Consider the following 26,210-nt stretch of genomic DNA (forward strand, 5'->3'; position numbering starts at 1 on the left):
ACTCGCCATTGCGGTACGCCCTCAGCGCAAATAGGAGCCACTGATGAATGACGATGAAGCTAACGAAGAACGGAAGCCGAGCGGCCCGCTGGGCGGCATCCGGGTGCTGGACCTGTCGGCGGTGCTGCTGGGCCCGGTGGCCACGCAGGTGCTGGGCGATTATGGCGCCGATGTCATCAAAATCGAGCCGCCCGAGGGCGACGTGATGCGCGGCAATGGCGTGGTCCAACGCCCGGGCATGGGATCGATATTCCTGGCCGCCAACCGCAACAAGCGTTCGGTGGTGCTTGACCTGAAGACTGGCGAGGGCCGGGCAGCACTGCGCAAGCTGATCGCCACCGCCGACGTGTTCGTTCACAACATGCGCGTTGATGCCATTGAGCGCCTGGGCTTCGGCTACGAAGCGGTTGCGGCGATCAAGCCGCAGATCGTCTACTGCGCCGCGATCGGCTTCGGGCAGGACGGTCCCCATCGCGCGAAGCCGGCTTTCGACGACATCATCCAGGGCGCCTGCGGGCTGGTCGACCTGAATGGCTGCGACAGCGGCACGCCTACCTACATGCGCACCGCGATCGCCGACAAGGTGACCGGGCTGGTGCTGGCCAATGCCGTGATGGGCGCGCTGGTGTACTTGGCGCGCATGGGCATCGGCCAGTACGTCGAGGTGCCGATGCTGGAAACGATGGCCGCATTTACGCTGACCGAGCACATGGGCGGGCTGACTTTCCATGGATCGACGGCGCCGGCGGGCTATGCGCGCATGCTGGAAGGCCGCCACCCGGTGCCCACGCAGGACGGCTGGGTCTGCGTGCTGCCTTACTCGCCCGAGCAATGGAAGCGCCTGCTGACGGTTCGCGGCCGCAGTGATCTGGCTGACAAGTACCAGTTGAACACCCGGGCGCAACTGAGCGCCAACCGCACGGCGCTGAACGGCGCGCTTGACGATATCGGACGGCAGATGACCAACGCCGAGCTGATGGCGCTGTGCGAATCACTGGACATCGCCGCCGGCGAAATTTTCCGTCTGGAGTCGGTGCTCGATCATCCGCACCTGGCGGCTGTGGGCCTGTTCCAGGACACGGAGCATCCGACTGAGGGCCGCATCCGCGAAATCCGCCCGCCGGTGCGCTTCAGTGTCACGCCCGCGACGCTTCGACGCCACGCGCCAGTGCTGGGGCAGCACACCGCGGAGGTGCTGCTGGAAGCCGGCGTGGAACTGCCAGCCCAAGGCAAGACTGAGCCGGTTTACTGAACACCGGTAACTTAGACGAGAAGGCAAGATGAGGAGACCTGCATGACCGATACATTCCAGCCTGCGCGCCGCAGCCTGCTTGCCGCGACTGTCTCCGCCGGCGTCGCATCGCTCGCTGGCCTGATGCCAAGTGCCACCTTCGCCCAAGAGCGGGGCTATCCAAATCGGCCGATCCGTTTCGTGGTGCCATTCAGCGCCGGCAGCGGCACCGACACGTTGGCGCGCCTTTACGCGAAGGCTCTGGGGGACGTGCTCAAACAGTCGGTAGTTGTCGAGAACAAGGCGGGCGCGAACGGCATCATTGGCGCCAAGACCGTGTTGAACGCGCCAGCCGACGGCTACACGCTCTTCTTCGCCAGCAATTCGACGTTGACCACCAACGTCGCGGTGATTCGCGACTTGCCCTATGACCCTCTGCGCGATTTCGACCCGATTTCGGTGCTTGATGGCGGCTACTGCGTCTTGGTGGTGCCAGCCACGTCACCGTACCGCACGCTTGCCGACCTGATTGCCGAGGCGCGCAAACGTCCAGGTGCGCTTAACCACGCCGCCGGCTCGCCCACCTATGCCCTGTGGAACGAGTGGTTCAGCGAGATTGCGCGGATCAAGACAACCAATATTTTCTACAAAGGCTCGGGGGACGCCGCAACGGCCGCTGTCTCCGGCCAGGTCGATTACGCCATCATCGGCGCCGGCACGACGTCTCAGATGGTGGCAAGTGGCCGCTTGCGGGCACTCGTGTACACCGGCAAGGCACCCCATCCGAACTTTCCCGGCGTGCCGACTTCGGCCCAGGCCGGCGTGGACGGCTTCGGGCCGCTGGCATGGAGCGCGGTAGCCGTGCGCGCCGGCACGCCCGCGCCGGTGGTGCGCGAGCTTGAGCGCGCTTTCTCGGAGGCGATACGCAAGCCCGAGGTGTTAAGCAGTCTCGCGCGGATGGGCAGCGAGTCGCTGTATTCCGGGGCCGCCGGCATGCGGCGCTTCCAGCTCGAGGAAATAGAGCGCTGGAAGCGGCTGATAGCGACCACGGGCATCAGCGTCCAATAAGCCGAACCGATCACGACGAGGAGCAGCAAACGACATGGGACCACTTTCGGACTTGAAGATCATTGAATTGGCCGGCATCGGCCCTGGCCCGATGGCGGCCACGATACTGGCTGGCATGGGCGCCACCGTGCTTCGCATTGATCGCACCGTGGCGGCCGACCTGGGCACCCCAAAGGGCGCGCTCAAGTACCAACTGCTGCGCCGCAGCCGCGACAACATCGCGCTGGACCTGAAGGATTCGAAGGCGATCGAACTTGTCCTGGATCTGGTGGAGAAGGCCGACGTGCTCATCGAGGGTTTCCGCCCCGGCGTGACCGAACGGCTCGGCCTTGGTCCAGATGCGTGCCTCTCGCGCAACCCCCGCCTGGTGTATGGCCGCATGACAGGCTGGGGCCAGGACGGCCCGCTCGCGCAGGCCGCGGGCCACGACATCAATTACATCTCGATCACCGGGGTCCTGGACGCTATCGGTCGCAAGGAGCAACCGCCCGCGATTCCGCTTGCGCTGCTGGGCGACATGGCAGGCGGTGCGATGTTCCTGGTAGCGGGCGTGCTCGCGGCTTTGCACGAAGCCGGGCGTTCGGGAAAGGGACAGGTAGTGGATGCCGCCATTGCCGAGGGCGCGGCCAACTTGGCTACGTCGTTCTACGGCAGCGTCGCGAGCGGCAGCTGGTCATTGGAGCGCGGCACCAATACTCTCGATTCAGGCGCGCCGTTCTACGACGTCTACCAGTGCCAGGATGGAAAGTGGATTTCGATCGGCCCCATCGAGGCCCGCTTCCACCAGCAACTGCTGGAGCGACTGAACCTGCAGCCAGAGGCCTTTGGCCGCCATCTCGAGCGCAACAACTGGCCCCGCCTGCGCGAAGCGTTCACGCAAGCATTCAGGGCCCGCACGCGCGACGAATGGTGCGCGCGGCTGGAAGGCACCGATGTGTGCTTCGCGCCGGTGCTGAATTTTCGCGAGGCGCCGCAGCACCCGCACTTGAAGGCGCGGGGTAGCTTTGTCGAAGTGGCTGGGGTAGTGCAGCCCATGCCGGCGCCGCGTTTCTCGCGCACACCCAACCCGGTGCCGCGCGCGCCGGAACAAGCCACGCCCATGAATTTCGCCCATGCGCTGGGGAAGTGGTTTCCCGAAACCGAGGTCAGACGCTGGCAGGCGGCGCTGCAAGGCTAGCCAAGCGACAACATTACGACAACATCAAATGAAGACGGAGACGATCATGCAAATCTGGCCCTTTGACTTGTCACGACGAAAGGCGCTGCTAGACCGGCCAGCTTCACTGCTGAGAAGCCTGCCCGGCGCACTGGCGGTATCGATGTTGCTGGCAGGCACGCAAGCTGCGTTGGCAGACGAGTTTCCAAACCGCCCCGTTCGCGCGGTCACGCCGATCGCGCCCGGCAGCGGAGGCGACCTGAGTCTGCGTTTCATCGCCGAGCGACTGTCTACAGCGCTCGGGCAGCCTGTGCTGGTCGAAAACAAGCCAGGTGCAGATACCTATCTGGCGACGCAATCTGTGCTCGCCAGCCCTGCCGACGGCTACACCATGCTGCTGACCAGCCCGGCATTGGTGACCATTCCGCTGATGACGCCGGCAGCGAAATACGATGCGATGCGCGACTTCCGCATCATCGCGATGCTGACGCGCGGACCCGCCGTTTTCGTCACCGGCGCGCAGTCGCGCTTCGGCAGCTTCGCGCAGCTGGTAAACGAAGCCCGCGCCAAGCCCGGTTCGGTCAGTCTGGCGATCTATGGCAACAGCTATCGCGTCGGGGCCGCGCTGCTCGCGCTGCAAGGCGGCCCCGAGTTCAACACAGTGTCCTACAAGGGAGTCTCGCAAGCTACATCCGATGCCATTGGCGGTGCGGTCGATGTCGCGCTGGTAGATGCGGGGGCGGCGCTCCCGATGATCAGGGGCGGGCAAATGCGAGCGCTAGCGCTTGCCACCACGGCGCGTATGCCGGAATTGCCAGGCGTGCCCACCGTTCGTGAATCCGGCTTTCCCGACTTCGATCTCTACATCTGGACGGGGCTGGCAGTGCGCAGCAACACGCCGGAAGCGGCGGTGCAGCGCCTTGAACGCGAACTGGACGTCATCCTCAAGTCGCCGGAATTCGGTGCCTACGCGCTCAAGCGCAGTCCGGGAGGGGAAGTGTTGGCGATCACCGGGGCCGAGGCCAGGAATACATACGCACGGGAGGCCGAACGCTACCGCAAGGCGGTAGCGCAACTGATTCGGCGCCCGAAATGACAATGGAAACAACATCCACACGAGACGACATGAAACCGCTGTGCAAGGACCGCATCATCGTCATTACCGGCGCAGGCCGCGGCATCGGCCGCGAATACGCGCTCGAATTCGCCCGCCAGGGCGCGAAGGTTATCGTCAACGACCTTGGTGCCGCGGCCGACGGCACAGGTGCACAGGCAGGCCCTGCGCAGGCCGTGGTTGAGGAAATCCGCGCGCTCGGTGGCGAGGCCGTTGCCAACACCGATGACGTTTCCGACTTCGAAGGCGCGGGCCGACTGATCCGTACCGCCCTCGACACCTTTGGCGGTCTCGACGTGCTAATCAACAACGCCGGCATTCTGCGCGACAAGACACTGGTCAACATGAGCATCGACGAATGGGATGCGGTGATCCGCGTGCACCTGCGCGGCACCTTCTGCCCGATGCGCCATGCCGCCGCGTACTGGCGCGGCGAGGCAAAGGCCGGGCGCCAGCGCGCGGCGCGGGTGATCAACACCTCGTCGTCGTCGGGGCTCTACGGCATTGTTGGCCAGACCAACTACGGCGCAGCCAAGGCCGGCATCGCCAACATGTCGATGGTGGCGGCGCGCGAACTGGAGCGCTATGGCGTCACCGTGAATGCGATCTACCCGACCGCGATGAGCCGCCTGACCGAAGACCTGTTCACCCAGAACGGCATGGTGGCCAAGGCGGCCGAGAAAAAGGCGGCCGGCGGCTTCGACGCCCTGGACGCCGGCAACGTTGCGCCGCTGGTGGTGTGGCTGGGCAGCGTGGAGTCGGGGGGGGTGAATGGCCGTGTGTTCGGCGTGCGCGGCGGCTCGATCACCGTGGCCCAAGGCTGGCATGCCGGCCCGAAGATCGAGAAGGACGGCCGCTGGGATCCGGGCGAACTGGGGGCGCTGGTCCCATCGCTGGTCGACCAGGCCGCGCCCAACGCGTTGACCTCGGGCGAAATTCCGGCCAGGAAGCCCGCCGCGCAGGCGGCCGCCGCTTGACGGGAGACGACATGAACAGTCTCAAGCCAGGCCTGTACAAGCCGGTTCCCGTTCCCACGCCCGTCACCATGCCATTCTGGGAAGGCACGCAGGCCGGCGAGCTGCGGCTGCAGCAATGCGGCGGCTGCGGCAAGCATGTGTTCTATCCGCGCACGCACTGCCCGGCGTGCGGCGCCGCCGCGCTGACGTGGGTGCGTGCCAGCGGCCGCGCCCGCCTGTATTCCTACGTGATCAACCACATGGCCATGCCGGGCTGGGCTGGCGATACCCCTTACGTGATCGCCATTGTCGAACTGGAAGAGGGTCCGCGCATCATGACCAACCTGGTTGGCGTGCCGGCCGATCCCGCCAAACTGCGGCTCGACATGCCATTGCAGGTCGCCTTCGAGGTACGCGGCGAACGCATGCTGCCGGTGTTTCAGCCGGCGCGCGACATTGCGGAGATCGCGCGATGAGCAGACTAAACCAATCCATCGTCATCGCCGGCGCGGCCGAGACCGACATCGGAAAGCTGCCGCATCTTTCCGAAATGGATCTGCGCGTCGACGCCGCGCACCGTGCGTTGGCCGACGCGGGCCTGACGCTGGCCGATGTCGACGGCATCACCAGCGCAGTTGACAGCCCGATCAACATCGCGCACTGCCTCGGCGTGACGCCGAAGTGGTATGACGGCACTTCGGTCGGCGGCTGCTCGTTCCTCATTCACGTGCGCCATGCCGCCGCCGCGATTCGCGCGGGGCTCTGCTCGACCGTGCTGGTGCTGCATGGTGAGTCAGGGCTGTCCCGCGTAGGCCGGGCTCCGCGCTCGGTGGCATCGGACTCGATGCTCGGTCAGTTCGAGATCCCGTTCGGTTCGGGGGTACCGCCTAATACCTTCACGCTGCCGGTGCTGCGCTACCTGCGGGAGACCGGTACCACGCACGAGCAGTTGGCCGAAGTGGTGGTGGCTCAGAGCCACTGGGCGCAAGGCAACCCCCGCGCCGCACGCAACAAGCTGCTGACCGTGCAGGACGTGATGTCCGCACCGATAATCGCGTGGCCGTTCACCAAGCTCGAATGCTGCGTGCGGGCGGATGGCGGTGGCGCGCTGCTGATCACGTCGGCTGACCGGGCGCGCGGCTTGAGAACGGCGGCCAAGCTGATCCACGTACTGGGCACCGGCGAGGCGTGCGACAGCGGCATGGTTTCCATGATGGACGACATGACCCGTTCGAAGGCGTTCCGCCTGTCCAGCGCGCAGGCCTTTGCAGAGGCTGGCCTCGCGCCGAAGGATATTGACCACCTGATGATCTACGATGCCTTCGCGCACCTGCCGCTGTACGGGCTGGCCGACTGTGGCTTCGTCGAACGCGGTGAAGCGGGACGCTTCATCGAGGAGGGCCACACGCGACCCGGGGGCAGGCTGCCGATGAACACCAACGGAGGCGGCATCCTGTACACGCACACCGGCATGTACGGCATGTTCGCCATTCTGGAGGCGGTCCGGCAACTGCGCGGTGAGGCGTTTCGGCAGGTGGAGAGCGTGCGCACAAGCTTTGTGCAGGGTGTGGGCGGCATGTTCGCGGCCGCCTCGGCACTGGTGTTGTCGAACGAGCCGCAATAGCAGGGGCGGAGGGGCCGTCGCCCCCGACTGTTCCCCCTCCGCCTTTCATCCATGGAGACAACATAAATGGAAAATTGGTCCTACTTGGGCGAGCATGCGCGCCTGACCCCGGACAAGCTGGCCGTCATCAACGGCAATACAGGCGCCCGGCTGACCTACAGCGAACTCGACCAGCGTTCGATCCGTTTCGCACGTGCCTTGCAGAGCTTTGGCTTGGAACCGGGCGACGGCATCGCAATGGTTCTGGAAAACAACATCCGCTGTTTCGAGATCTGCTGGGCGGCGCTGCGAACCGGGCTGTGCATAACGCCAATCAACCGCTTCCTGACGCCCGATGAGGTGGCCTATATTGTTGACGACTGTAAGGCGAAGGTGATCGTCAGTTCGCTGGCTATGCGCGAATTGGCAGAGGGCCTTGCCATGCGCGTGTCGGCCTGCGACGTGCGACTGATGGTGGACGGGATGATCGACGGCTGGCGCAGTTACGAGACTTGCATTGCCGCCTTCTCGGCGAATCCGTTGGAGGAGGAAACGCTCGGCACGATGGTGTTGTACAGCTCCGGTACCACCGGAAAGCCGAAGGGAGTCGTGCGGGTCAAGCCATCGAAGGCGATGAGGGACTTCATCCCAGAAGCGCGCCGCGCGCAGGTTGCGCCATACGGTTTCTCGGAGGATATGGTCTACCTATCCACCGCTCCGCTGTATCACTCGGCGCCGTTGGGCTGGGCGCTGCAGACCGCGGCAATCGGCGGCACCGTCGTATACATGGAAAAGTTCGATCCGGCGCACGCGCTGCAACTGATCGAACGGTATGGGGTGACGCATAGCCAGTGGGTGCCGACGATGTTTGTGCGCCTGCTCAAACTTACCGAAGGCGAGCGCCGCAGGCACGACCTGTCCAGCCTGCGCATGGCAGTCCATGCTGCCGCGCCATGCCCCGTGGACGTCAAGCGCAGGATGATTGCCTGGTGGGGGCCAATCATTCATGAATACTTCGGCGCCACCGAAGGCAACGGACTCACCATGATCGACAGCGAGACTTGGCTGTCCCATCCGGGCTCCGTGGGCAGGTCTGTGCTGGGCGTCATCCATGTTTGCGACGACGAAGGGCGCGAACTGCCACCGGGCGAATCGGGGCTGATCTACTTCGAGCGTGACAGCATGCCGTTCCATTACCTCGGTGACCCGGCGAAGACCAGGGCGGTGCAGCATCCCCGACATCCGACATGGACAGCCGTGGGCGACATGGGCTACGTGGACGAGGATGGATTCCTCTACCTGACGGATCGTAAGACCTTCATGATTATTTCTGGCGGGGTCAACATCTATCCGCAGGCGATCGAGGATGCACTGGTGACACATGGCAAGGTCGCCGACGCAGCTGTTATTGGCGTGCCCGATGCTGAAATGGGCGAGACGGTCAAGGCCATCATTGAGCCGGCCGAGGGAGTGGCGCCTTCGGCCGAACTGGCCGAAGAACTGCTGCGCTACCTGCGCGGACGAGTCGCACGCTACATGGTGCCGAAGTCGATCGATTTCACGGACAAGCTGCCGCGCCTGCCGACCGGCAAGCTCTACAAGCAGGCACTGCGCGAACGCTATCGCACCGCGGATGCATTCCCGGTCGTGGCCGGCCGCTGAACTTGTCCGCCACCCCCCAACCTGATTATGGAGAAGAGATGTTCGACAAGAACCTGGTAGGCCACTCCTTCGGCCGCCGCAGCATCCTGGTCGAGACCGGAGCGGTGCAGAACTACGCGCACGCGATTGGCGAAACCAACCCCGTCTTTCGCGACCCGGCCGCCGCGCGCGATGCCGGATATCCGTCGGTGCGCGTGCCGCCCGCATTCTTCTTCTGCCTTGAAAGCAGGCTTGGCGTCGGCGCCGATGCAAGAGCGGTCGTCAATTTCGACACGAAGCGCATCCTGCACGCCGAGCAGTCCTTCGTCTACCACGCGCCCGCATTTGCCGGCGATACGCTGACCTTCGAGACGCACATCAGTGACATCTACGACAAGAAAGGCGGCGCGCTCGAATTCATCGTAACCGAATCGCGCGTCACGAACCAGGATGGCGTGCATGTCGCCGACGTACGCAAATCTTTGGTGCAACGCCAACTTTAAGGAGACGACAATGGCATCCGACAACCTGAATGAACTGAGCACCCTGAAGGCAGGCGACGCACTTACGCCGATGAAACTGCCGCCGATCTCGCGCACAAGTCTGGCCCTATACGCCGGCGCGTCCGGAGATCACAACCCGATGCATATCGACATCGACTTCGCGCGCGCCGCGGGGCTCGACGATGTGTTCGCGCACGGCATGTTGTCGGCCGGCTATGTGGGCCGACTGGTGACGGACTGGGCGGGCGCAGACCGCTTGCGTTCACTGACGCTACGCTTCATCGGCATCACCAACGTGCACGACGTGCCGCATCTCTCTGGCAAGGTGGCAGAGCGCTTCGTGGACGGCGGCGAGATGCGTCTGCGCATTGACGTGGAATGCGCCAATCAGAACGGCGAAGTCAAGGTCAGCGGCCAGGCCGTGGTCGCGCTCGGATGAACCGCAGACAGCCCGTTGCACACTGGAGATCCGCCATGCATGACGGCAACGATGCCAACGACATCCATGTTCAATGTGCGCAGTTTGTCGCCACTGTCGAAATTCGGCGCCCGCCGCACAACCACTTTGACTTCGCGCTGATCGCGGGCCTGGCCGATGCGTTCGAGCAACTGGACCGCGATCCCGCCTGCCGCGCGATCGTGCTGGCGGCCGAAGGCAAATCGTTCTGCGCCGGCGCTGACTTCAGCTCGCGCGCTAGCGACCGACCGCGGCAGCCTGACACGGACAATCTTTACAAGGAGGCCCTGCGCTTGTTCCGTGCGCGCAAGCCCGTGGTCGCGGCGGTGCATGGTGCTGCCATCGGTGGAGGTCTCGGCCTCGCGCTCGCGGCAGATTTCCGCGTGACATGTGAGGAGGCGCGCTTCAGCGCGAACTTCGCGCGTTTGGGCACGCATCCCGGCTTTGGCCTGACGGCCACGCTACCGCGGCTGCTCGGGCCGCAACAGGCAGCGCTGCTGATCTATACCGGCCGGCGGGTCAGTGGGACAGAAGCGGTGCGGATTGGCCTGGCCGATGTGCTGGTGGCACAGGCAGAAGTGCGCAGCGCCGCATGGCAACTGGCCGCTGAGATCGCCATGTCGGCGCCGCGGTCGGTGTGTTCGGTGCGCGAAACGCTGCGACGCGGGCTGGCGGACGAAGTCGAGCGCGCTACCGAGCGCGAGTTCGTCGAGCAGCGCTGGCAGTTCGCGATGGACGACTTCAAGGAGGGCGTGGCCGCGATGGCGGAGCGCCGGGAGCCTGTTTTCCAGGGCAAGTGATAACGGCGTAGCGGCAATGGTCTTTGCACGATATGAAGGACGAGCATGAACTTTGATTTCGCAGAAGAGATGAATCTGCTGCGCCAGCAGGCGAGCAGGATGCTGGCGGCGCAGTGCACACCCACGGTAGTCAGGAAGGCACTGGACGAATCCGGTGGGTTTGACCGCAAGCTGTGGAACGCAGTAGCGCAGATGGGCTGGGCCGGTGCGGCTGTCCCCGAGCGGTTCGGTGGCTCGGGGCTCGGCTATGAAGGGCTGTGCGTGCTGGCCGAAGAACTAGGGCGTGTGCTGGCGCCGGTGCCATTTGCGTCCTCGGTCTATCTGGCGACAGAGGCCGTCCTCTCGTGCGGCAGTGAAGTGCAAAAGGAAGCCTGGCTGCCGCGTCTGGCCGGCGGCGACATTGTCGGCACCTTCGCGCTGGCGGAGGGGCTGGGAAATCCGCGCCCCCAAGCGGTGCGGGCGCGCGTGTCGGGCGGGCGTCTGAGCGGGGAAAAGTGGCCCGTCAGCGATGGTGAGCAGGCGGATGTGGTGATCGTAGCGGCGGTGGACGATGCCGGCGCACCAGCGCTGTACCTTGTGGAGACGACGGCGGGCGGCGTCACGCGCGGCACGTTGCAGATGATTGACCCTAGCCGCCCGCAGGCGAAGCTGGTCTTCGATTGTGCGCCCGCCGAGCGGCTGGGTGGCGAGTGCGGTTGGGCGGCGATCGGTCGGCTGCTCGACAAGGCGGCGGTGCTGATGGCATTCGAGCAGGTCGGCGGCGCCAGCGCGTGTCTGGAGATGGCCACCGCGTACGCGAAGGAGCGCGTGGCCTTCGGTCGGCCGATCGGCTCGTTCCAGGCGATCAAGCACAAGCTGGCCGATATCTACATCTCGACTGAACTGGCGCGCTCGAACGCGTACTACGGCGCGTGGGCGTTGTCCACCGATGCCCCCGAGCTGGCGCTGGCGGCAGCCGCTGCCCGCGTGTCGGCCACCGAGGCTTTTCGCCATGCCGCGCGCGAAAACATTCAGACGCACGGCGGAATGGGCTTCACCTGGGAGCTCGACTGCCACCTGTACTACCGCCGCGCGAGCACGCTCGCAATGCAGTTGGGCAGCGTCAGCTACTGGAAGGAGCGCGTCGTCACGCACTGGACCGACAGCGCCATTGAATAAGCCGTCGCACATAGAGGATTGCCATGGACTTTAACGATACTCCGGCGGAAGCCGCATTCCGGGCCGAGGCCCGCCGCTTTCTGGAAGCCAATGCCACGCGCCGCGACAGGGAAGTGCCGCAGAGTCGCCAGCGTTACGAGGAAGACTCACAGGCGCTGACCCGCGCCAAGGCGTGGCAGGCGAAGAAGGCAGCCGCGCGCTTCGCTGGCATCATGTGGGATGAAAAGTGGGGCGGGCGCGGCGGCACGGCGATCCAGCAGGTAATCTACAACGAGGAGGAAGCGCAGTTCGACGTGCCATCCGGCGTATTCGGCATTGGCCTCGGCATGTGCATCCCGACCATGATGGCGTATGCGACGCCGTCCCAACTGGATCGCCACGTTGGCCCAGCGCTACGCGGCGAGGAGATCTGGTGCCAGCTGTTCTCTGAACCGTCGGCCGGTTCGGATCTTGCTGGTCTGCGAACGCGTGCGGCGCATGACGGTGACCACTGGATCGTCAACGGCCAGAAGATCTGGACCTCAGGTGCGCATTATGCCGACTACGGCCTGCTGATCACGCGCACCGACCCGTCAAAGCCCAAGCACGGGGGGCTAACCGCGTTCTTCCTTGACATGAAGTCGCCAGGCGTGGAGGTCAGGCGTATTCGCCAGATCTCCGGCACTTCGCATTTCTGTGAAGTGTTCTTCACCGACGTGCGAATCCCTGATGCACAGCGCCTGGGCGCGATCAACGACGGGTGGAAGGTCGCGCTGACCACGCTGATGAACGAGCGCCTTGCAGTTGGCGAGGCGCCGCGGCCAAATGTTGGCGACTTGCTTCAACTGTTGCGCGAGTCCGAGCTGGACGGGGCTCCCGCGTTGCGGAACTTGGCCGTGCGCGAGCGTTTGGCCGACTGGTACGTCAAGGCGCAGGGTCTGAAGTACACGCGTTGCCGCACGATGACCCGGCTGTCCCGCGGTGAGACGCCAGGCCCGGAGGCGTCGATCGGCAAGGTCGTCAGCGTCAGCCAACTGCAGGAAATCGCCGCCTTCGGCATGGACTTGGCAGGGCAGGCGGGTGCGGTGATGGACGCCGCCCTGTCACCGATGCAGGGCTGGTTTCAGAACGCGATGCTCTATGCGCCCGGTTCGCGCATCGCGGGGGGTACCGACGAGATTCTGCGCAACATTATCGCCGAGCGTGTGCTGGGCTTGCCCGGCGACGTGCGCGTGGACAAGGACGTGCCGTTCAATCAGCAGCGGGTCGCCAAAAGCGCATAAATCGCGCCAGCCGCCAGCACTACTGGTGCGAAACACGCAACCGTCCGGACGCGGACCGCTGCGCCTTTAATATTGACTCGCAAGTGTCCACCCGACGAGGAGATCCTTAAGCATGGATATTGCACAGAGCATCATCATCCGGCCTGCCACCAGCACGCCGGAACAGGAGGAAGTTCGACGCGTGTTTCGCAGTTTCTTGCAGGAAGCGCTGGCCAGCTTGCCGCCGCGTAAGGTCAACTGTTGGAACGGATACAATCCAGAATTCTCACGCAAGCTCGGGGAAGCCGGCTGGCTTGGTATCACCTGGCCGAAGGAATACGGTGGCCGCGAGCGGCCGCAACTGGAGCGCTTCGTGGTGCTGGAAGAGCTGCTGGCCGCGGGCGCACCGGTCTCAGCGCACTGGATCGCGGAACGCCAGTGCGGCCCGCTGCTGATGCGTTACGGCAACGAGGCACTGCGCAAGCAGATCGTACCGCGCATCGCAAAGGGAGAGCTTTACTTCTGTATCGGCCTAAGCGAACCGGATTGCGGTTCCGACCTTGCGTCGATCCGCACCCGCGCAGAGAAGGTCCCGGACGGCTGGGTCATCAATGGCGCCAAGGTCTGGACCTCCAATGCTGCGCGTGCACATTTCATGAGCGCGCTAGTGCGTACCACGCCGGGCGTGGAAAGCAGGCACGCCGGCCTGTCGCAATTCGTCGTCGACATGAAGACAGAAGGCTTGACGGTACGCCCCATCCGCAACATGGTCGGCCAATCCGATTTTGCCGAGGTGGTCTTCGACAACGTCTTCGTTCCGGATTCCCACCTGATCGGAAATGAAGGGGACGGCTGGAGGCAGGTCACCACGGAGCTGACCTTCGAGCGCAGCGGTCCGGACCGGTACCTGAGTTCCACGCAGTTGATGGCCGAGCTGCTGGACCACGCCGACGCCGGCGAGAAGCATCACGCGATCGAGTTGGGCCGTGCGGTAGCGGAGTTAAGCAACTTGCGCGCGATGTCACGCGGCATCGCCAACATGATCAATAACGGCGACGATCCGCGCCTGGCAACTTCGATCGTAAAGGATGCCGGCGCGCTGCACGAGCAGCGCATCCCCGAGCTGGCGCACCTGCTATTCGGCGCCGAACTGCGCCCGGACGGCGACCGCTTTATCCGTACGCAGTCATTTATGACGCAGCACGCGATATGCTTCTCGATTCGCGGTGGTACCCGCGAGATTCTGCGTGGCATTACGGCCAAGGGACTGGGACTGCGATGAGCGAACTCGAAACGATGCTGGCTGAGAGCGCCAGCCGCATTTTTGCCAATGAAGTGGCGCTGGCCCAAGTCGACGCGGCGGAGCGGGGTGAATGGGCGGCCAGCCTGTGGGCGTGCCTGGAGCAAAGCGGCTTGACCCGTGTATTCGCCACGGAGGAGCAGGGTGGCGCCGCGGCGACTTGGAGCGAGGCGCTGCCGGTGCTGCTGTTGGCCGCTAAGCACCTCGCACCGGTGCCATTCGCCGAGACGGTCGTGAGTGGCGCCTTGCTGACAAGGCTGCGCATGGCGATGCCTGATGGGCCGATGTCGCTGGCGCTGCCGCAAGGCGAGGTGAACGAGCGGCAGGAAGGCGAGGGCTGGCGCTTTACCGGCGCGGTGGCGGCGCCATGGGGTCGCGTGCTGACGCACGTGCTGGTTCCGGTGGCGCGCGACGGCGTGCCGCTGTGGCTGCTACTTCCGACGGCAGATGCCAAGGTGCGCGAGGACACGAACGCCGCTGCGCAGCCGCGCGATACGCTAGTGTTCGAGCATGCGCGCGCCGTGGCGGCACGTGTGGGGCTGCCAGGCGACCCGAAGCTGTTCGGCGCGCTGCAGCAGTCGATCCAGATAGCTGGCGTACTGGAGCGCATCCTGAATCAGGCGGTGCAGTACGCCAACGAGCGCGTGCAGTTCGGCCGTCCAATCGGCAAATTCCAGGCGATCCAGCAACAATTGGCGCAGATGGCCAATCATGTGGTCGCCGCGCGAATGGCGGTGGCGACCGCCTGCGCGGCAATGGACGGCAAGGACTGGGAACGGCAGGCAGCAATCGCCAAGGTGATCTGCGGACAGGCCGCCAGCGGTGCATCGGCAATCGCGCACCAGGTGCACGGTGCCATCGGCTTTACCTACGAGCACTCGTTGCACTTCGGTACACGGCGCCTGTGGAGTTGGCGCGCCGAGTATGGCAGCGACGGTGAATGGGCCGAGTATCTTGGCCGCGCCGCCATCGCGCGAGGCGGCAAGGCCCTGTGGGCGGATCTGACCGCTGAAGGCTGACGAAGGCTGAGTCATCCCACGCAGATGTGGCTCGCAGCGGCGGCATGTTAGTCGCTGCGCGCCTGACATGCCTTACCCGTGTGGGATAGAAGGCAATTCTCGAAGCAGGCCTCCGGCAATGGACGCGAAAACGGCATACATGGCCTGGTAGGCGACCTTTAGTACGCGTCTATTACTTAGTGGCACAGATCTCGGCGGGGCTGCGCGGTTTCGAGGATCTCAGCTCGGGACTGAAGGCCTTGTTTGTACTCGAAAGCGGATTCAATGTCGACACCGGTACGATGGCCGAATCCAATCACCTGTTAAATCGTCAGGCCCTTGTCAGGCTGATCGGGAAATACGGCCATCCCAACTTCGGCGCCGATAGAAGCCTGGCGTACTGCCGGTCCAGAGCTTGAACGCTCGATTGAATGCTGTCGCGCATTGCGGGGGCGATACTACTACCGAAGAGAAGACGGTCAGCATTGACGGCCGCGCCATCCGGGTAGGTGTGAATCCCGGCCGTATCACTGCGAGCGAACCAACAAGTAAGGTCGAAAGCTAAAAAAGCGCCGCGGACTCCATAAGTTCATGAGTGCCATAGAGATGCGCGCCCCGTCCGGACCGATGAAGTACTACCTACAGATAGGCGGCGGCGTGGGCGTCATCCGTGAGGTGACGACGATGCCCGTGAAGGCCCGCTGTTCGAGCGGAGCCGCCACTCGAATGACCGAGCCACAGCGATCGCGAGCGGCGGAAAGTGGCCGATCCCGGTCGTCAGCGGCACTTGCTGCGTGCCGCGTGGTGCAGCGACGCTACCGACCCTCAAGAGACATACACATTGCCGATAAGCGGTCGTTGGAAGTGTCTACTCGGCATCGGCAGTCATACAATGACTGCACAAAATGACCGTTCAATTGGCGTCGACCTAATCAACCCGGTAGCCGCAATGCGCGCAGAATTTGCCTCTCATAGGCTGGCCAGTCCCTTGCAGAGTTCTCAATCGCGAGCTTGGCTAATGGTAGCTGGCGAAACAAATCATCGGTGATTCGGCGGTAATCGCGATATAGGAGAATGAGGCCTTCTAATCCCTTGTAGCCCCTGCGCACGCAGTAAGGGGCCGCGAGCTTCCAGTTCGTCTGATATTCGATCCATTCCGCGCCACGCTCCGCACAGACAGTCCGTACAGCTTTTTCGACATCCTCCTGCCAAAGGTAAAGGACGAACGGATTGAGCGGAGCAGTGACTGCGGCCAGCGCCTGTACGTAGTCGAAAATCAACGCAGACTCGGCTTCCATCAGCAGCAGGTGAGTCAGGTCTCCGTGAAACAGTTGACCGTCCATTACTGGGATGGGGGTCTCCGCCTGTGTCGCCTCGACAAAGCCTTTCCACCTAGCTAGAGCACGGTCCGCGAGATGCTGTGGTGTCGCGTCCCGCCACGGTTCAAACCAGTGTTCAAGTTCGTCTGTCGCGCGCACGGGGTGGGGCTCTGTCCTCTCGTGAACCGGCAACGCTGGCTGCCCCGCCTCTTGTAGATGTTTCGCAATGAGGCGCATCGTCGTTGACTTGCCTGAACCCATAATGCCCTCCACGATCACAAGACGATGCGCGGTGGAAGGCTCGGCATTGCCGGACGTCGTCGAACTCATCATTTTCGCAATCGTTCCTTGGAAGGGGACCTACGTTAGGCCGTACATGCGGGGATTGTCGACATTTTGCACGCCGTTGTCGAAGGTCTGCTCGTGGCGAGAAGCGGCCATCCGGAGGGCGTCTTGGTCAAGTGCTAGCCACCCACAAGCCTCGTCTGCCGAGCTGCCGCCGTGCCACCTCAATGTCCCGCCATCCGCCCGAACGGTCGATATCCAACCAGACTACCTGCACCAACGAACAGCAGCGCGACCCCCAGGTTCCACAACAAGACCAGCGCGCTGGCATCCAGCGGATGAATGGACAGCCGGCCCGCTGCCGCCATCGCGGCAACGGCAAGGCCCGCATACATCGCCACCGGCGTTGGCGAGAGGCGCGCCACATGGCGCAGCATGGCCGTCAAGGCAATGGCCAGCGGCGTGCTGACCGCCACCAGCGTGGCGAAGCAGCGCGCGGTTTCGCCGGGGGAGATGCCTTCCGCTCTTTCAATGACATTTCCTCCAGTTTCAGCATGCGCAGCGCCTCGCGCTGTCCGGCAGGCAGACTGTCCGCCGCGTCACGCACTGCCCGCGCGTCCAGTGCCGTTTCCTTGAGGTTCGCAGCGGGGGGCGGCAATGGTTTCCGATTCCGTGTCGAAGGGTGTTTCGCGCGCACTGGTGCGTGCCAGCCAGCGCACACAGTCGATAATGCGCCGGCGGGCGATGGCCACCAGCCACGGGCCGAACGGGCGTGCCGGGTCGTAGGTGCGGCGCACGGTGTGGATCGTGCGCAGCACATCCTGCACGATGTCCTCGATGTCGCCTGGATTGCGGACCTGGCGTGCGGCCAGCGCCCGGATGAACGGGGTGATGCCTTCGAGCAGGCGCCGGTACGCCGCGCGGTCTCCTGCCTGTGCGCGGGCCATCATGGCCGACCAGTCCGGCGTGCCGTCCGGGCGGCATGCCGGCTCGTGCGAGGGTTCAGGATCAGGCGGAACGTGCGTGGCGTCCGCGCGTTGGTGCGCCGGGCGGGAGCCGGCTGCCTGAAAGTCGCCATGTGTTCCATGCGGTCGCGGTGGCGGCTGGATTGCAGGCGGTGTACCAGTTTTCGATTCCCGCAGGCCGAGGTGTGACAGCGCAGCGTCACCGTCACACCTCGCGAGCCGCTATTGCAACCGTTCTCTTTCAACCATCAGCCCATCAAGCTGCATCTTCACCATGCCAAGCAGGCACAGCGCACTAAAGCAGCCCTCCGAGCGTTCGCTTTCGTGATCCAGGAGTACGAGAACCCCTTCGATTCCTGCGCGAACCTGCTGAAGACATTCGTTGGTGATTTCATCGATCATTGTCATTGATTCCCCACTAGTAAAAGCGCGCCACTCATTTCCACATGAGGGCGGCGGGCCAGACGGCGAGGGTGGAAAGCCGGTCTGAGGTGGGGAACCGGTCAGCCTTGCGGCCGCCTCGCCCGGCCCGCCAGGGAGCCAGCTTGGTTCGTGCGAACACACAGGCGTTGCCCGCTACAAGCGCAACGCATGTCCACCTCACACATCCGGGCTTTCCACACCCGATCATCGGTTGGTCCGATGACGCCACCAGTATTTCTTGTCGGTACCGGGGAATCGATGAGAGATGTCGCATTTCCAGGGGCGCGCGAAGTTTGGATCCGGGCAACGGATTCAGAAATCGCTGACTCTTGAAAATGCGCGTGCGGGCTGAGCCCTTCACCTCCGCAGCATCAGGCCCGCACCGGCGTCAGGGCCGCGCCAGGCACCATCGCCGGGGCGCTTCCCAGTGCCTGGTCCACAATCCCCGCCACCATGTCCGCCGTCACCGCCGACAAAGTCCACCCCAGGTGCCCGTGGCCGGTGTTGTAGAAGATGCAGGCCGCGCGTCCGCGTCCTACGCGCGGCAGCATGTCGGGCATCATCGGCCGCAGTCCGGCCCATGGCACCACGCTGCGCGTGCTGACGCCCGGGAAGCACTGCTGCACCCAGTCCACCAGCGGGCGGATGCGGTCGGCGCGGATATCGCGGTTGGTGCCGTTGAACTCGGCGGTGCCGGCAACGCGGAAGCGGTCGTCGCCCAGGCGGCTGGTGACCAGCTTGGTTTCGTCGTCGAGCAGGCTGACCACCGGTGCCGCGGCGCGGCTGGCTTCATCGGTCAGGTTGACCGTGATCGAATAGCCCTTGACCGGATAGATGTTGACGCGGTCGCCCAGCGCGGCGGCCAGTGCGCGGCTGGCGGTGCCGGCGCAGATCACGGCGCCGTCGAAGGTGGAACTGGTGCTGTCGTTGCCATCCTGCACGGTGATGGTGGCGCGCCGGCCGTCGGTCTTGACCGCGCGCACGTCCTGGCCATACAGGCAGCGCACGCCCAGGCGTGCGGCGGCGGCGGCCAGGCCGCTGGTGAACTTGTGGATGTCGCCGGTGGCATCGCTCTCGGTGAAGTAGCCGCCGTAGTAGGAACCCGCCAGCGTCGGCTCGATCGCGCGCATCTCCTGCGGCGTCACCGCGCGCCGCTCCAGGCCGCCTTGCGCCAGCAGCGCGGAGACCCGGCCGGCATGCTCGAAGCCGGCGCGGTCGCGATAGATATGGAGGATGCCGGCGCGCTTCAGGTCGAAGTCGATGCCTTCCTGCGCCGCCCACGCAAACAGGTGCTCGCGCGCGGCGATGGCAAGGCGTGCGGTTTCGATGGTGTTGCGGCGGTAGTGGGGAATCGACGCGATGAACTCGGCGAACCACGACAGCTTGTGCCAGCTGGGCCGGGGATTGACCAGCAGCGGCGCATCGTTGCGCAGCATCCACTTCATCCCTTTGACGATGGTGGACCAGTGGGTCCAGACCTCGGCGTTGGAGGCGGAGAGCTGTCCGCCGTTGGCGAACGAGGTCTCCATGGCGGCATAGCGGTGCCGTTCGAACAGGGTGACGGAGAATCCGCGCCGGGCCAGCGCGTAGGCCGTGGTGACACCGGTGATGCCACCGCCGATGACAGCGATTGTCTTCATGATCTGCAGGATCCAGGAACGTCGAAGGGTAGGAGTCCGCACGCAATATGCGTGGAGGACGCCCCCTCTGTTCTGGACCTGAGAGATTCACGACGCCTCGCCGCGGGGGGCGGGCACGCTTGCTCCTTCGGTATGCCGGGCGGACGATGGCGTCCGGCATTCTTCAGAGTGCACTGACGGGTGATGCCGGTCCTTTTGCCTGAGAGTTTCCGGGGCGGTTGCTCCTTCGGCGCCGTGCGCGGCGGGCGCCGCGACAGTCTCTCCCTGCATCACGCTGGCTGGAGGCCAGTCGGGGCAATGTAGTGACATGGCCGTGTATTGGGTATACGGGTTAACGCTGATATTGCCGGCGGCCCGCGTCGCTATGTCGCATCGGCGCGGCTGCCCTCGGCCCATAAAATGTCAGCGCTCGCTATCTCGGACGTGTGGCGGAGGTGCGGCGGAGGCGCGGGAGGTGCGCCTCATGCTGCGCAGGACAGCGAGCCAAAAAAAGACGACAACAAGGTTTTCCAGTGAAGAAGAATCGCATTGCGCTGGCCGTTTCGGCAGTGCTGATGGGCCCCGCCGTGGCCGCCGCGCAGGCGGTGGAGGCGCCCGCGCCGCTGCAGGAGGTGGTGGTATCGGCCAGCCCCGAACGCGGCGAGACGCCGGCGATCCCGCCCAACACGCCGTCGCCGGCCTACGGCATCCGCAGTGCCCGCATGGCCGACTTCAACGTGGTCAATACGGAAGACGCCCTCAAATACGCGCCCAACCTCGCCGTGCGCAAGCGCTTTATCGGCGATATGAATTCGATCATCTCGGTGCGCAGCACCAGTTCGCGCCAGTCGGCGCGGGGGCTGGTCTATGCGGACGGCCTGCTGCTGTCCAACCTGCTGGGCTCGGACTTCAGCTTTCCGCCGCGCTGGTCGCTGGTCAATGCCGCCGAGATCGAGCGCATGGACGTGCTGTACGGCCCGTATTCGGCGCTGTATCCCGGCAATTCGCTGGGCGCGACGGTGCTGATCACCACGCGCACGCCGGAGAAGTTCGAGGGCGACGCCAGCGTGCAGTGGTTCACCCAGCGCTTCAACCTGTACGGCACCCACGATAACTTCAACGGGGTGCATGCCAACGCCTATGTGGGCGACCGCGTCGGCGCGTTCTCTTGGCTGGTCAGCGTGGACCGGCAGGACAGCAAGAGCCAGCCGCTGAGCTTCTATACCGCGTCGCGCTCGACGCGGCCCGCGGGCGCGGCGGACACGCCGGTTTCCGGCGCTTATTTGGACCGGGACCAGAGCGGGCGCGACCGCGTGGTGATGGGCGTGAACAGCGAGGGCGTCACGCACACCGTCCAGGACCAGCTCAAGCTCAAGCTCGGCTACGACATCACCAGCACGCTGCAGGCGCAGTTCACCGCCGCCTACTGGCAGCAGGACCGCTCCAACACCACCGGCAGCTACCTGCGCGATGCCAATGGCAACGTCGTGTCGGGCGGACCGGTGAACATCGGCGGCTACCAGTACGTGATTCCGGCCAACGCCTTTGCGCCCGGCAATGGCGAGGATGCGCGCTGGCTCTACGGCCTGTCGCTGCGCACGCGCAACCAGACCGGCTGGAATTTTTCCGGCGTGGCGTCGCTGTTCGATGTCAGCAAGGACGTGAGCCGCAGCGCCAACGCCGTCGGCAATGGGCCGGGCACGGTCACCTATGGCGACGGCACCGGCTGGCGCACGCTCGACCTGAAGGCCGACTACCGCCCGCAGCGCCTGCAGGGCGGGCACTGGGTCACGTTCGGCTACCACTATGACAACTACCGGCTGAGCAACACCACCTACAACACCTCGGACTGGCGCGCGGCCACCATCACCGCGTTCAACAATGCCTTCACCGGCAAGACCGAGACCCAGGCGCTCTACGCGCAGGACGCCTGGTACTTCGCCGAGGACTGGAAGCTGATCCCGGGCTTGCGCTACGAGCACTGGCGCGCCTATGACGGCAGCCGCAGCCAGCCTGGCGTGGACATCGGCTATCCGGTGCGCAGCGAATCCAACTGGTCGCCCAAGCTGGCGCTGGAGAAGGCGTTCGGGCAGGACTGGCTGGGCCGGCTGTCGCTGGGCCAGGCCTATCGCTATCCGACGGTCAGCGAGCTGTTCCAGGGCCGTATCACCGGCACGGCGCTGATCAACAACGATCCCAACCTGCGGCCGGAACGATCGTTCTCGAAGGACCTGACCTTCGAACGCACGGTGGAGGCGTCGAATTTCCGGGTCTCGCTGTACGAGGACGATATCCGCGATGCGCTGGTCAGCCAGACCAACACCACGGTATTCCCGACCGTCACCAGCTTCCAGAACGTGGACCGGGTGCGCACGCGTGGCATCGAGCTCGCCTATGACGGGCGCGACGTGCTGGTGCGCGGCTTCGACTTGTCGGCCAGCGGCGCCTACAACCATTCGAAGACGCTGGAGAACGCCAACAATCCGGCCTCGGTGGGCAAGTATTTCTACCGCATCCCGAAGTGGCGCGCCAACCTCGCGGGCACCTATCGCTTTACGCCGGCGTGGGCCGGCACGCTGGCGATGACCTATTCGGGCCGGCAGTACAATACGCTCGACAATTCGGACACCAACCCCGACACCTTCGGCGGCACCAGCAGCTTCCTGACCTTCGACGTCAAGGTGACCTACAAGCCCGCGCGCAATGTGCGGCTCGGGCTTGGCATCGACAACCTCACCGACCAGCGCTATTACGTCTACCACCCGTACCCGGGCCGGACGTTCTACGCCGAGGCCAAACTTTCCTTCTGAGCCAGTGAACACGCTGACCCCATTCCTGCCTGGCGCCCGCCGCGCTGTCCGCCTGCTCGCTGCCGCACTGGTCGCCTGCGCCACGCTGGCGCCGGTGGTCGCGGCCGCGCAGGCGCACGCCGGCCACGGCGGCCAGGGCGGCCAGGAAAGGCCGAAAACGAGCGAGCTGGGTACCGGCGCCGCCTTCGACCGCGACGGCAAGCTGTGGATCGCCTACAAGGACGGCCAGCATGTTGCCGTGCGCGCGTCGACGGACTATGGTCGCACCTTCAGCACGGCGCGGCATGTCAACGCCACGCCGGAGCCCGTCGCCGCCGATCATGAAAGCCGCCCCAAGGTGGCCACCGGACCCGACGGGCAGGTCTACGTCACCTGGACCCAGCCGCTGCCCAAGCCATGGACCGGCTTTATCCGCTTTGCGCGCTCCACCGACGGTGGCAAGACCTTTGCCGAACCGCTGACGGTGCATGCCAACCGCGACCAGATCGCGCACCGCTTCGACGCCATCGCGGTGGATCCGGCCGGGCGCGTCTTTGTCAGCTGGATCGACAAACGCGACGTGGCCGCCGCGCAGGCGCGCAAGCAGCCGTATGCCGGCGCCGCGATCTACTACGCCGTATCGGCCGACCACGGCAAGAGCTTCCAGGGCGACTACAAGATTGCCGACCAGTCGTGCGAATGCTGCCGCATCGCGCTGACGCCCACGCCCGACGGCAGGATGCTGGCGCTGTGGCGCCATGTGTTTCCGCCCAACGCGCGCGACCACGCGCTGGCGCTGCTGGGCGCCGACGGCAAGGCCACGCCGATGCAACGCGCCACCTTCGACGACTGGCGCATCGACGCCTGCCCGCACCACGGCCCCGGCGCTTCGGTGGCGCCGGATGGCACGCTGCACATGGTCTGGTTCAGCGTGCGCGCAGGCAAGCCGACGGTGGCGGTGGGGCGCTGGCGCGACGGCAAGCTGCAGGCGCAACGCCCGCTCGATGACCCGCGTGCGCAGCATGCCGATATCGTCGCGCTGAACGACAACGACATCGCGGTGGTGTGGAAGTCGTTCGACGGCCAGCAGACGCGGCTTTCCGCCATGCTCTCGCGCGATGGCGGCAAGACCTGGCAGACGCGCAAGCTGGCCGGCACCGAACGCGACTCTGACCAGCCCCACTTGCTGCAGCACGCCGGCCGCGCCTACGTGCTGTGGCGCACCGAGGCCGAAGGCTTCCAGGTCTTCGCGCTCGGCCAGGAGGGTGCATGATGCGATCGCGCCGCCAACGGCTTGCGGCCGCCGCCGCTGCCACCGTGACCGCATGCGCGCTGATGCTCGGCACCGCCAATGCCGCCGGCCAGGCTGCCGACCGCATCGCGGTGTTCGAATCCGCCAGCGCCGCGCGCATCGCCGCCAGCCAGCAGGGCAAGCCTTTCGTGCTGGTGATGTGGTCGCTGGATTGCGTCTATTGCAAGCGCAACTTCGACGCGCTCGGCAAGCTGCGGGCGCGGCATCCGGACCTGCGTGTCGTCACGCTGGCGACCGACAGGGCCGAGGCCTCACCGCAAGTGCAACAGGTGCTCGATCGCGTCAGGCTGTCGCGCAACGCGTGGGTGTTCGGGCACGAGCCGCAAGAGCGGCTGCGCTATGCGGTCGACCCGGACTGGATGGGTGAAATGCCGCGCACCTACTTCTATCGCGCCGACGGCCAGCGCCAGGGCGTGTCTGGCGTGATCAGCGAGGGCGACTGGGCGAAGCACCTGCGCTGGGCCGGCATCGCGGGCTGAGACCGCCGCGGCGCCGGCCCGGCGCCGCCTTCCACTGCATCGCTCAGGACAGTTCCTTCGGCAGCTTGCCGCCGTTGGCGGCCAACTCCTGCATCAGGCGCTTGTGCAGCCACACGTTCATCGCCGCGGAATCGTTCATGTCGCCGGTGTAGTGCAGCTCGCGCGCCAGTTCCTTGCGGTGTTCCAGGCTGCTGTCGATCCCGAGCGCCTTCATCGTATCGACGATGGACGTGCGCCAGTTCAGCGTCTGTCCGCTCTGCTGCACCATCCGGTCCATGATGGCCTCGACATCGACGCCCGACAGCGGCGTGGCTTGCGCCCCGGCCGGCGTACCGGTGGTGCCCTGGACGTTGCCCGCGGGCGCCGCGCCGGTGCCGGCGGTGGGTGCAGTGCCGGCCGTCGGCGTTCCGGCGGCGGGTGGGGTGCTGGTGGTGGTCGCGGTGGTGGTGGCCGCGGGCTTGTCCTTGCCCAGCAGCTTGTTGAGGATGTCCTTGAAGATGCTCATGGCGGGCTCCTGAAGGGTGGAACGGGGCAGCAAGCCCTTGCAGGTTCCGGGCCACCGTCGCGGCGCGTTGCTGCGGCGCCCGTAAGCCGCATCGTTTGTAAATGGTGCATGTAGCGCGTTCGGCTTCCACCCGACGGCCGCCGGCATCGGCCAAGTGCCGTGTCCTTTGCTCCGTTGCAGCCAGGAGAAGCCGTGGGGCGCCGGGAAATGGTGGCCGATATCAGTCCGGCTTGATACCGGCCCGCGCAATGATCGGCTTCCAGCGCTGCTGCTCCTGCGCGATGAAGCGCGAGAATTCCGCCGGCGTGCCGCCCACCACGATGGCCGCGTCCGCGCTCAGGCGCTCGACCGAGCTCTGGCTCTTCACGGCTTTCATGGTGGCGTCGGCCAGCTTGTCGGCGGCAGCCTGGGGCAGCGATGCCGGCGCCAGCAGGCCATACCACTGCGTCATCTCGAAGCCGGGATAGCCTTGCTCCGCCACCGTGGGCACATCGGGCAACTGCGCGATGCGCTGGGTGGTGCCGGTGGCGATGCAGCGCACCTTGCCGGCCTTGATGAACTGGAGGATGGCGGGCGCGCCGACCGCGGCGGCGTCCAGCCGGCCGGACAGCAGGTCGGTGATCTGCGGGCCGCTGCCGCGGTATGGCACATGGGTGATGAAGGTGCCGGCGGCGGCCTTCAGGTATTCGAAGGCCAGGTGGCCGGCACTGCCGTTGCCGGCCGAACCATAGTTGAGCTTGCCGGGCTTGCTCTTGGCGAGCGCCACGAATTCCTTCAGGTTCTTCGCGGGCACGTCGGGATGGACCACGTACAGGCTCGGCACCTTGGACAGCAGCGAGATCGCGCGGAAGTCCTTGACCGGGTCGTACGGCAGCTTCGGGAAGATGAACGGGTTGACCGCCAGCGTGCCGATATGGCCGAGGATCAGCGTGTGGTTGTCATCGGCGCGCGCGACTTCGCCCATCGCGATATTGCCGGCGGCACCCGGCTTGTTCTCGACGAATACGGATACGCCGAGCAGCTTGGTCAGCTCCGCCGCGGTCGAGCGCGCGACGATCTCTGAGCTGCCGCCAGGCGCGAACGGTACTACCAGCCGGACTGGCTTGGCGGGCCAGGCCTGGGCGCGCGCGAGCGTGGGCGCCAGCGCGCACGCGCCCAGCGCGGCGCTGGCCTTCAGCAGTTGGCGGCGGAAAGGGTTGGCTGCGGTCATGCTTGTCTCCTGCGGTTTGCGGTTGCGGTAGCCGCGCCGTGGCGCGGCAAGGGCGATAGGGGCGATAGGGGCGACTGG

At 65.3% G+C, this 26,210-nt stretch carries 25 protein-coding genes and 2 riboswitches; of the genes, 18 read left to right on the forward strand and 7 right to left on the reverse strand.

Annotated elements, in window-relative coordinates:
- Window positions 1–43: 43 nt before the first annotated feature.
- From FHX60_RS18650 to FHX60_RS18720, 15 genes are all read left to right on the forward strand, one after another.
- The gene (locus FHX60_RS18650; RefSeq protein WP_183284170.1) at window positions 44–1,252 is read left to right on the forward strand and encodes a CaiB/BaiF CoA transferase family protein; all 1,209 of its coding nucleotides are present in this window, start codon (window positions 44–46) and stop codon (window positions 1,250–1,252) included.
- A 42-nt stretch (window positions 1,253–1,294) separates the two neighbouring features.
- Complete coding sequence (locus tag FHX60_RS18655) at window positions 1,295–2,299, forward strand: Bug family tripartite tricarboxylate transporter substrate binding protein (protein WP_183284171.1); 1,005 nt, start codon at window positions 1,295–1,297, stop codon at window positions 2,297–2,299.
- Between the two features lie 34 nt (window positions 2,300–2,333).
- Entirely contained in the window at window positions 2,334–3,476 is a 1,143-nt protein-coding gene (locus tag FHX60_RS18660) for a CaiB/BaiF CoA transferase family protein (RefSeq protein ID WP_183284172.1), read from the forward strand.
- Between the two features lie 46 nt (window positions 3,477–3,522).
- The gene (locus FHX60_RS18665) at window positions 3,523–4,551 is read left to right on the forward strand and encodes a tripartite tricarboxylate transporter substrate binding protein (protein ID WP_183284173.1); all 1,029 of its coding nucleotides are present in this window, start codon (window positions 3,523–3,525) and stop codon (window positions 4,549–4,551) included.
- 29 nt (window positions 4,552–4,580) lie between these two features.
- Entirely contained in the window at window positions 4,581–5,546 is a 966-nt protein-coding gene (locus FHX60_RS18670; protein ID WP_183284174.1) for an SDR family oxidoreductase, read from the forward strand.
- 11 nt (window positions 5,547–5,557) lie between these two features.
- Window positions 5,558–6,001, forward strand: coding sequence for a Zn-ribbon domain-containing OB-fold protein (locus tag FHX60_RS18675; RefSeq protein WP_183284175.1), 444 nt, complete (start codon window positions 5,558–5,560; stop codon window positions 5,999–6,001).
- Complete coding sequence (locus FHX60_RS18680) at window positions 5,998–7,149, forward strand: thiolase C-terminal domain-containing protein (protein WP_183284176.1); 1,152 nt, start codon at window positions 5,998–6,000, stop codon at window positions 7,147–7,149. The genes FHX60_RS18675 and FHX60_RS18680 overlap by 4 nt, the downstream gene beginning before the upstream one ends.
- A 66-nt stretch (window positions 7,150–7,215) precedes the next feature.
- A complete protein-coding gene (locus FHX60_RS18685) occupies window positions 7,216–8,790 on the forward strand; it encodes an acyl-CoA synthetase (protein WP_183284177.1) in 1,575 nt (524 codons plus the stop codon).
- A gap of 38 nt (window positions 8,791–8,828) precedes the next feature.
- On the forward strand, window positions 8,829–9,272 hold the full coding sequence (locus tag FHX60_RS18690; protein WP_183284178.1) for a MaoC family dehydratase N-terminal domain-containing protein: 444 nt from the start codon (window positions 8,829–8,831) through the stop codon (window positions 9,270–9,272).
- Between the two features lie 10 nt (window positions 9,273–9,282).
- Window positions 9,283–9,711, forward strand: a complete 429-nt coding sequence (locus FHX60_RS18695) for a MaoC/PaaZ C-terminal domain-containing protein (protein ID WP_183284179.1) — start codon at window positions 9,283–9,285, stop codon at window positions 9,709–9,711.
- Window positions 9,712–9,746: 35 nt separating this feature from the next.
- Complete coding sequence (locus FHX60_RS18700; protein WP_183284180.1) at window positions 9,747–10,529, forward strand: enoyl-CoA hydratase/isomerase family protein; 783 nt, start codon at window positions 9,747–9,749, stop codon at window positions 10,527–10,529.
- Window positions 10,530–10,574: 45 nt separating this feature from the next.
- On the forward strand, window positions 10,575–11,687 hold the full coding sequence (locus FHX60_RS18705; protein WP_183284181.1) for an acyl-CoA dehydrogenase family protein: 1,113 nt from the start codon (window positions 10,575–10,577) through the stop codon (window positions 11,685–11,687).
- A 23-nt stretch (window positions 11,688–11,710) separates the two neighbouring features.
- Window positions 11,711–12,949, forward strand: coding sequence for an acyl-CoA dehydrogenase family protein (locus FHX60_RS18710; protein ID WP_183284182.1), 1,239 nt, complete (start codon window positions 11,711–11,713; stop codon window positions 12,947–12,949).
- A gap of 112 nt (window positions 12,950–13,061) precedes the next feature.
- Complete coding sequence (locus tag FHX60_RS18715; RefSeq protein ID WP_183284183.1) at window positions 13,062–14,210, forward strand: acyl-CoA dehydrogenase family protein; 1,149 nt, start codon at window positions 13,062–13,064, stop codon at window positions 14,208–14,210.
- Window positions 14,207–15,247 carry an acyl-CoA dehydrogenase family protein gene (locus FHX60_RS18720; protein ID WP_183284184.1) on the forward strand — a complete coding sequence of 347 codons (1,041 nt, stop codon included), beginning with the start codon at window positions 14,207–14,209 and terminating at the stop codon, window positions 15,245–15,247. The genes FHX60_RS18715 and FHX60_RS18720 overlap by 4 nt, the downstream gene beginning before the upstream one ends.
- Window positions 15,248–16,158: 911 nt before the next feature.
- Here FHX60_RS18720 and FHX60_RS18725 read toward each other — a convergent pair.
- The 5 genes from FHX60_RS18725 to FHX60_RS18745 all read right to left on the reverse strand — a co-directional run bounded on the left by FHX60_RS18725 (window position 16,159) and on the right by FHX60_RS18745 (window position 19,858).
- On the reverse strand, window positions 16,159–16,878 hold the full coding sequence (locus FHX60_RS18725) for a P-loop NTPase family protein (protein ID WP_260164101.1): 720 nt from the start codon (window positions 16,876–16,878) through the stop codon (window positions 16,159–16,161).
- Between the two features lie 176 nt (window positions 16,879–17,054).
- Window positions 17,055–17,306 carry an NrsF family protein gene (locus FHX60_RS18730; protein ID WP_311729869.1) on the reverse strand — a complete coding sequence of 84 codons (252 nt, stop codon included), beginning with the start codon at window positions 17,304–17,306 and terminating at the stop codon, window positions 17,055–17,057.
- Between the two features lie 123 nt (window positions 17,307–17,429).
- Window positions 17,430–17,780: a sigma factor gene (locus tag FHX60_RS18735; RefSeq protein WP_260164103.1), complete on the reverse strand. Its 351-nt coding sequence runs from the start codon at window positions 17,778–17,780 to the stop codon at window positions 17,430–17,432.
- 237 nt (window positions 17,781–18,017) lie between these two features.
- Window positions 18,018–18,203: a DUF1484 family protein gene (locus FHX60_RS18740; protein WP_183284185.1), complete on the reverse strand. Its 186-nt coding sequence runs from the start codon at window positions 18,201–18,203 to the stop codon at window positions 18,018–18,020.
- A gap of 386 nt (window positions 18,204–18,589) precedes the next feature.
- Window positions 18,590–19,858 (reverse strand): D-amino acid dehydrogenase, encoded by a 1,269-nt coding sequence (locus FHX60_RS18745; protein WP_183284186.1) that lies wholly within the window; start codon window positions 19,856–19,858, stop codon window positions 18,590–18,592.
- 57 nt (window positions 19,859–19,915) lie between these two features.
- Window positions 19,916–20,035, reverse strand: a riboswitch (glycine riboswitch).
- A riboswitch (glycine riboswitch) is annotated at window positions 20,036–20,134 on the reverse strand.
- Between the two features lie 236 nt (window positions 20,135–20,370).
- Between FHX60_RS18745 and FHX60_RS18750 the strand changes: the two genes are divergently transcribed.
- The 3 genes from FHX60_RS18750 to FHX60_RS18760 are packed head-to-tail and all read left to right on the forward strand — an operon-like array spanning window position 20,371 to window position 24,417.
- Window positions 20,371–22,647 carry a TonB-dependent receptor gene (locus tag FHX60_RS18750; protein WP_183284187.1) on the forward strand — a complete coding sequence of 759 codons (2,277 nt, stop codon included), beginning with the start codon at window positions 20,371–20,373 and terminating at the stop codon, window positions 22,645–22,647.
- A gap of 25 nt (window positions 22,648–22,672) precedes the next feature.
- Complete coding sequence (locus FHX60_RS18755; protein WP_183284379.1) at window positions 22,673–23,899, forward strand: sialidase family protein; 1,227 nt, start codon at window positions 22,673–22,675, stop codon at window positions 23,897–23,899.
- The gene (locus FHX60_RS18760; protein ID WP_183284188.1) at window positions 23,896–24,417 is read left to right on the forward strand and encodes a TlpA family protein disulfide reductase; all 522 of its coding nucleotides are present in this window, start codon (window positions 23,896–23,898) and stop codon (window positions 24,415–24,417) included. The genes FHX60_RS18755 and FHX60_RS18760 overlap by 4 nt, the downstream gene beginning before the upstream one ends.
- A gap of 43 nt (window positions 24,418–24,460) precedes the next feature.
- On the opposite strand, the gene FHX60_RS18765 is transcribed toward FHX60_RS18760, so the two are convergent.
- Together FHX60_RS18765 and FHX60_RS18770 are read right to left on the reverse strand one after the other, a co-directional pair.
- On the reverse strand, window positions 24,461–24,922 hold the full coding sequence (locus FHX60_RS18765) for a DUF3597 domain-containing protein (protein ID WP_183284189.1): 462 nt from the start codon (window positions 24,920–24,922) through the stop codon (window positions 24,461–24,463).
- Between the two features lie 220 nt (window positions 24,923–25,142).
- Window positions 25,143–26,132 (reverse strand): Bug family tripartite tricarboxylate transporter substrate binding protein, encoded by a 990-nt coding sequence (locus FHX60_RS18770; protein WP_112774709.1) that lies wholly within the window; start codon window positions 26,130–26,132, stop codon window positions 25,143–25,145.
- Window positions 26,133–26,210: the final 78 nt, after the last annotated feature.

This window comes from Cupriavidus alkaliphilus (genome assembly GCF_014191175.1).
GTDB classification, from domain to species: domain Bacteria; phylum Pseudomonadota; class Gammaproteobacteria; order Burkholderiales; family Burkholderiaceae; genus Cupriavidus; species Cupriavidus alkaliphilus.

Coding starts and splice junctions, on each gene's coding strand:
- FHX60_RS18760 (WP_183284188.1), top strand. CDS start 23,896: ATGATGCGATCGCGCCGCCAACGGCTTGCGGCCGCCGCCGCTGCCACC.
- FHX60_RS18650 (WP_183284170.1), top strand. CDS start 44: ATGAATGACGATGAAGCTAACGAAGAACGGAAGCCGAGCGGCCCGCTG.
- FHX60_RS18690 (WP_183284178.1), top strand. CDS start 8,829: ATGTTCGACAAGAACCTGGTAGGCCACTCCTTCGGCCGCCGCAGCATC.
- FHX60_RS18680 (WP_183284176.1), top strand. CDS start 5,998: ATGAGCAGACTAAACCAATCCATCGTCATCGCCGGCGCGGCCGAGACC.
- FHX60_RS18765 (WP_183284189.1), bottom strand. CDS start 24,922: ATGAGCATCTTCAAGGACATCCTCAACAAGCTGCTGGGCAAGGACAAG.
- FHX60_RS18695 (WP_183284179.1), top strand. CDS start 9,283: ATGGCATCCGACAACCTGAATGAACTGAGCACCCTGAAGGCAGGCGAC.
- FHX60_RS18735 (WP_260164103.1), bottom strand. CDS start 17,780: ATGATGGCCCGCGCACAGGCAGGAGACCGCGCGGCGTACCGGCGCCTG.
- FHX60_RS18670 (WP_183284174.1), top strand. CDS start 4,581: ATGAAACCGCTGTGCAAGGACCGCATCATCGTCATTACCGGCGCAGGC.
- FHX60_RS18660 (WP_183284172.1), top strand. CDS start 2,334: ATGGGACCACTTTCGGACTTGAAGATCATTGAATTGGCCGGCATCGGC.
- FHX60_RS18725 (WP_260164101.1), bottom strand. CDS start 16,878: ATGATGAGTTCGACGACGTCCGGCAATGCCGAGCCTTCCACCGCGCAT.
- FHX60_RS18770 (WP_112774709.1), bottom strand. CDS start 26,132: ATGACCGCAGCCAACCCTTTCCGCCGCCAACTGCTGAAGGCCAGCGCC.
- FHX60_RS18705 (WP_183284181.1), top strand. CDS start 10,575: ATGAACTTTGATTTCGCAGAAGAGATGAATCTGCTGCGCCAGCAGGCG.
- FHX60_RS18740 (WP_183284185.1), bottom strand. CDS start 18,203: ATGACAATGATCGATGAAATCACCAACGAATGTCTTCAGCAGGTTCGC.
- FHX60_RS18745 (WP_183284186.1), bottom strand. CDS start 19,858: ATGAAGACAATCGCTGTCATCGGCGGTGGCATCACCGGTGTCACCACG.
- FHX60_RS18665 (WP_183284173.1), top strand. CDS start 3,523: ATGCAAATCTGGCCCTTTGACTTGTCACGACGAAAGGCGCTGCTAGAC.
- FHX60_RS18720 (WP_183284184.1), top strand. CDS start 14,207: ATGAGCGAACTCGAAACGATGCTGGCTGAGAGCGCCAGCCGCATTTTT.
- FHX60_RS18700 (WP_183284180.1), top strand. CDS start 9,747: ATGCATGACGGCAACGATGCCAACGACATCCATGTTCAATGTGCGCAG.
- FHX60_RS18675 (WP_183284175.1), top strand. CDS start 5,558: ATGAACAGTCTCAAGCCAGGCCTGTACAAGCCGGTTCCCGTTCCCACG.
- FHX60_RS18685 (WP_183284177.1), top strand. CDS start 7,216: ATGGAAAATTGGTCCTACTTGGGCGAGCATGCGCGCCTGACCCCGGAC.
- FHX60_RS18655 (WP_183284171.1), top strand. CDS start 1,295: ATGACCGATACATTCCAGCCTGCGCGCCGCAGCCTGCTTGCCGCGACT.
- FHX60_RS18710 (WP_183284182.1), top strand. CDS start 11,711: ATGGACTTTAACGATACTCCGGCGGAAGCCGCATTCCGGGCCGAGGCC.
- FHX60_RS18715 (WP_183284183.1), top strand. CDS start 13,062: ATGGATATTGCACAGAGCATCATCATCCGGCCTGCCACCAGCACGCCG.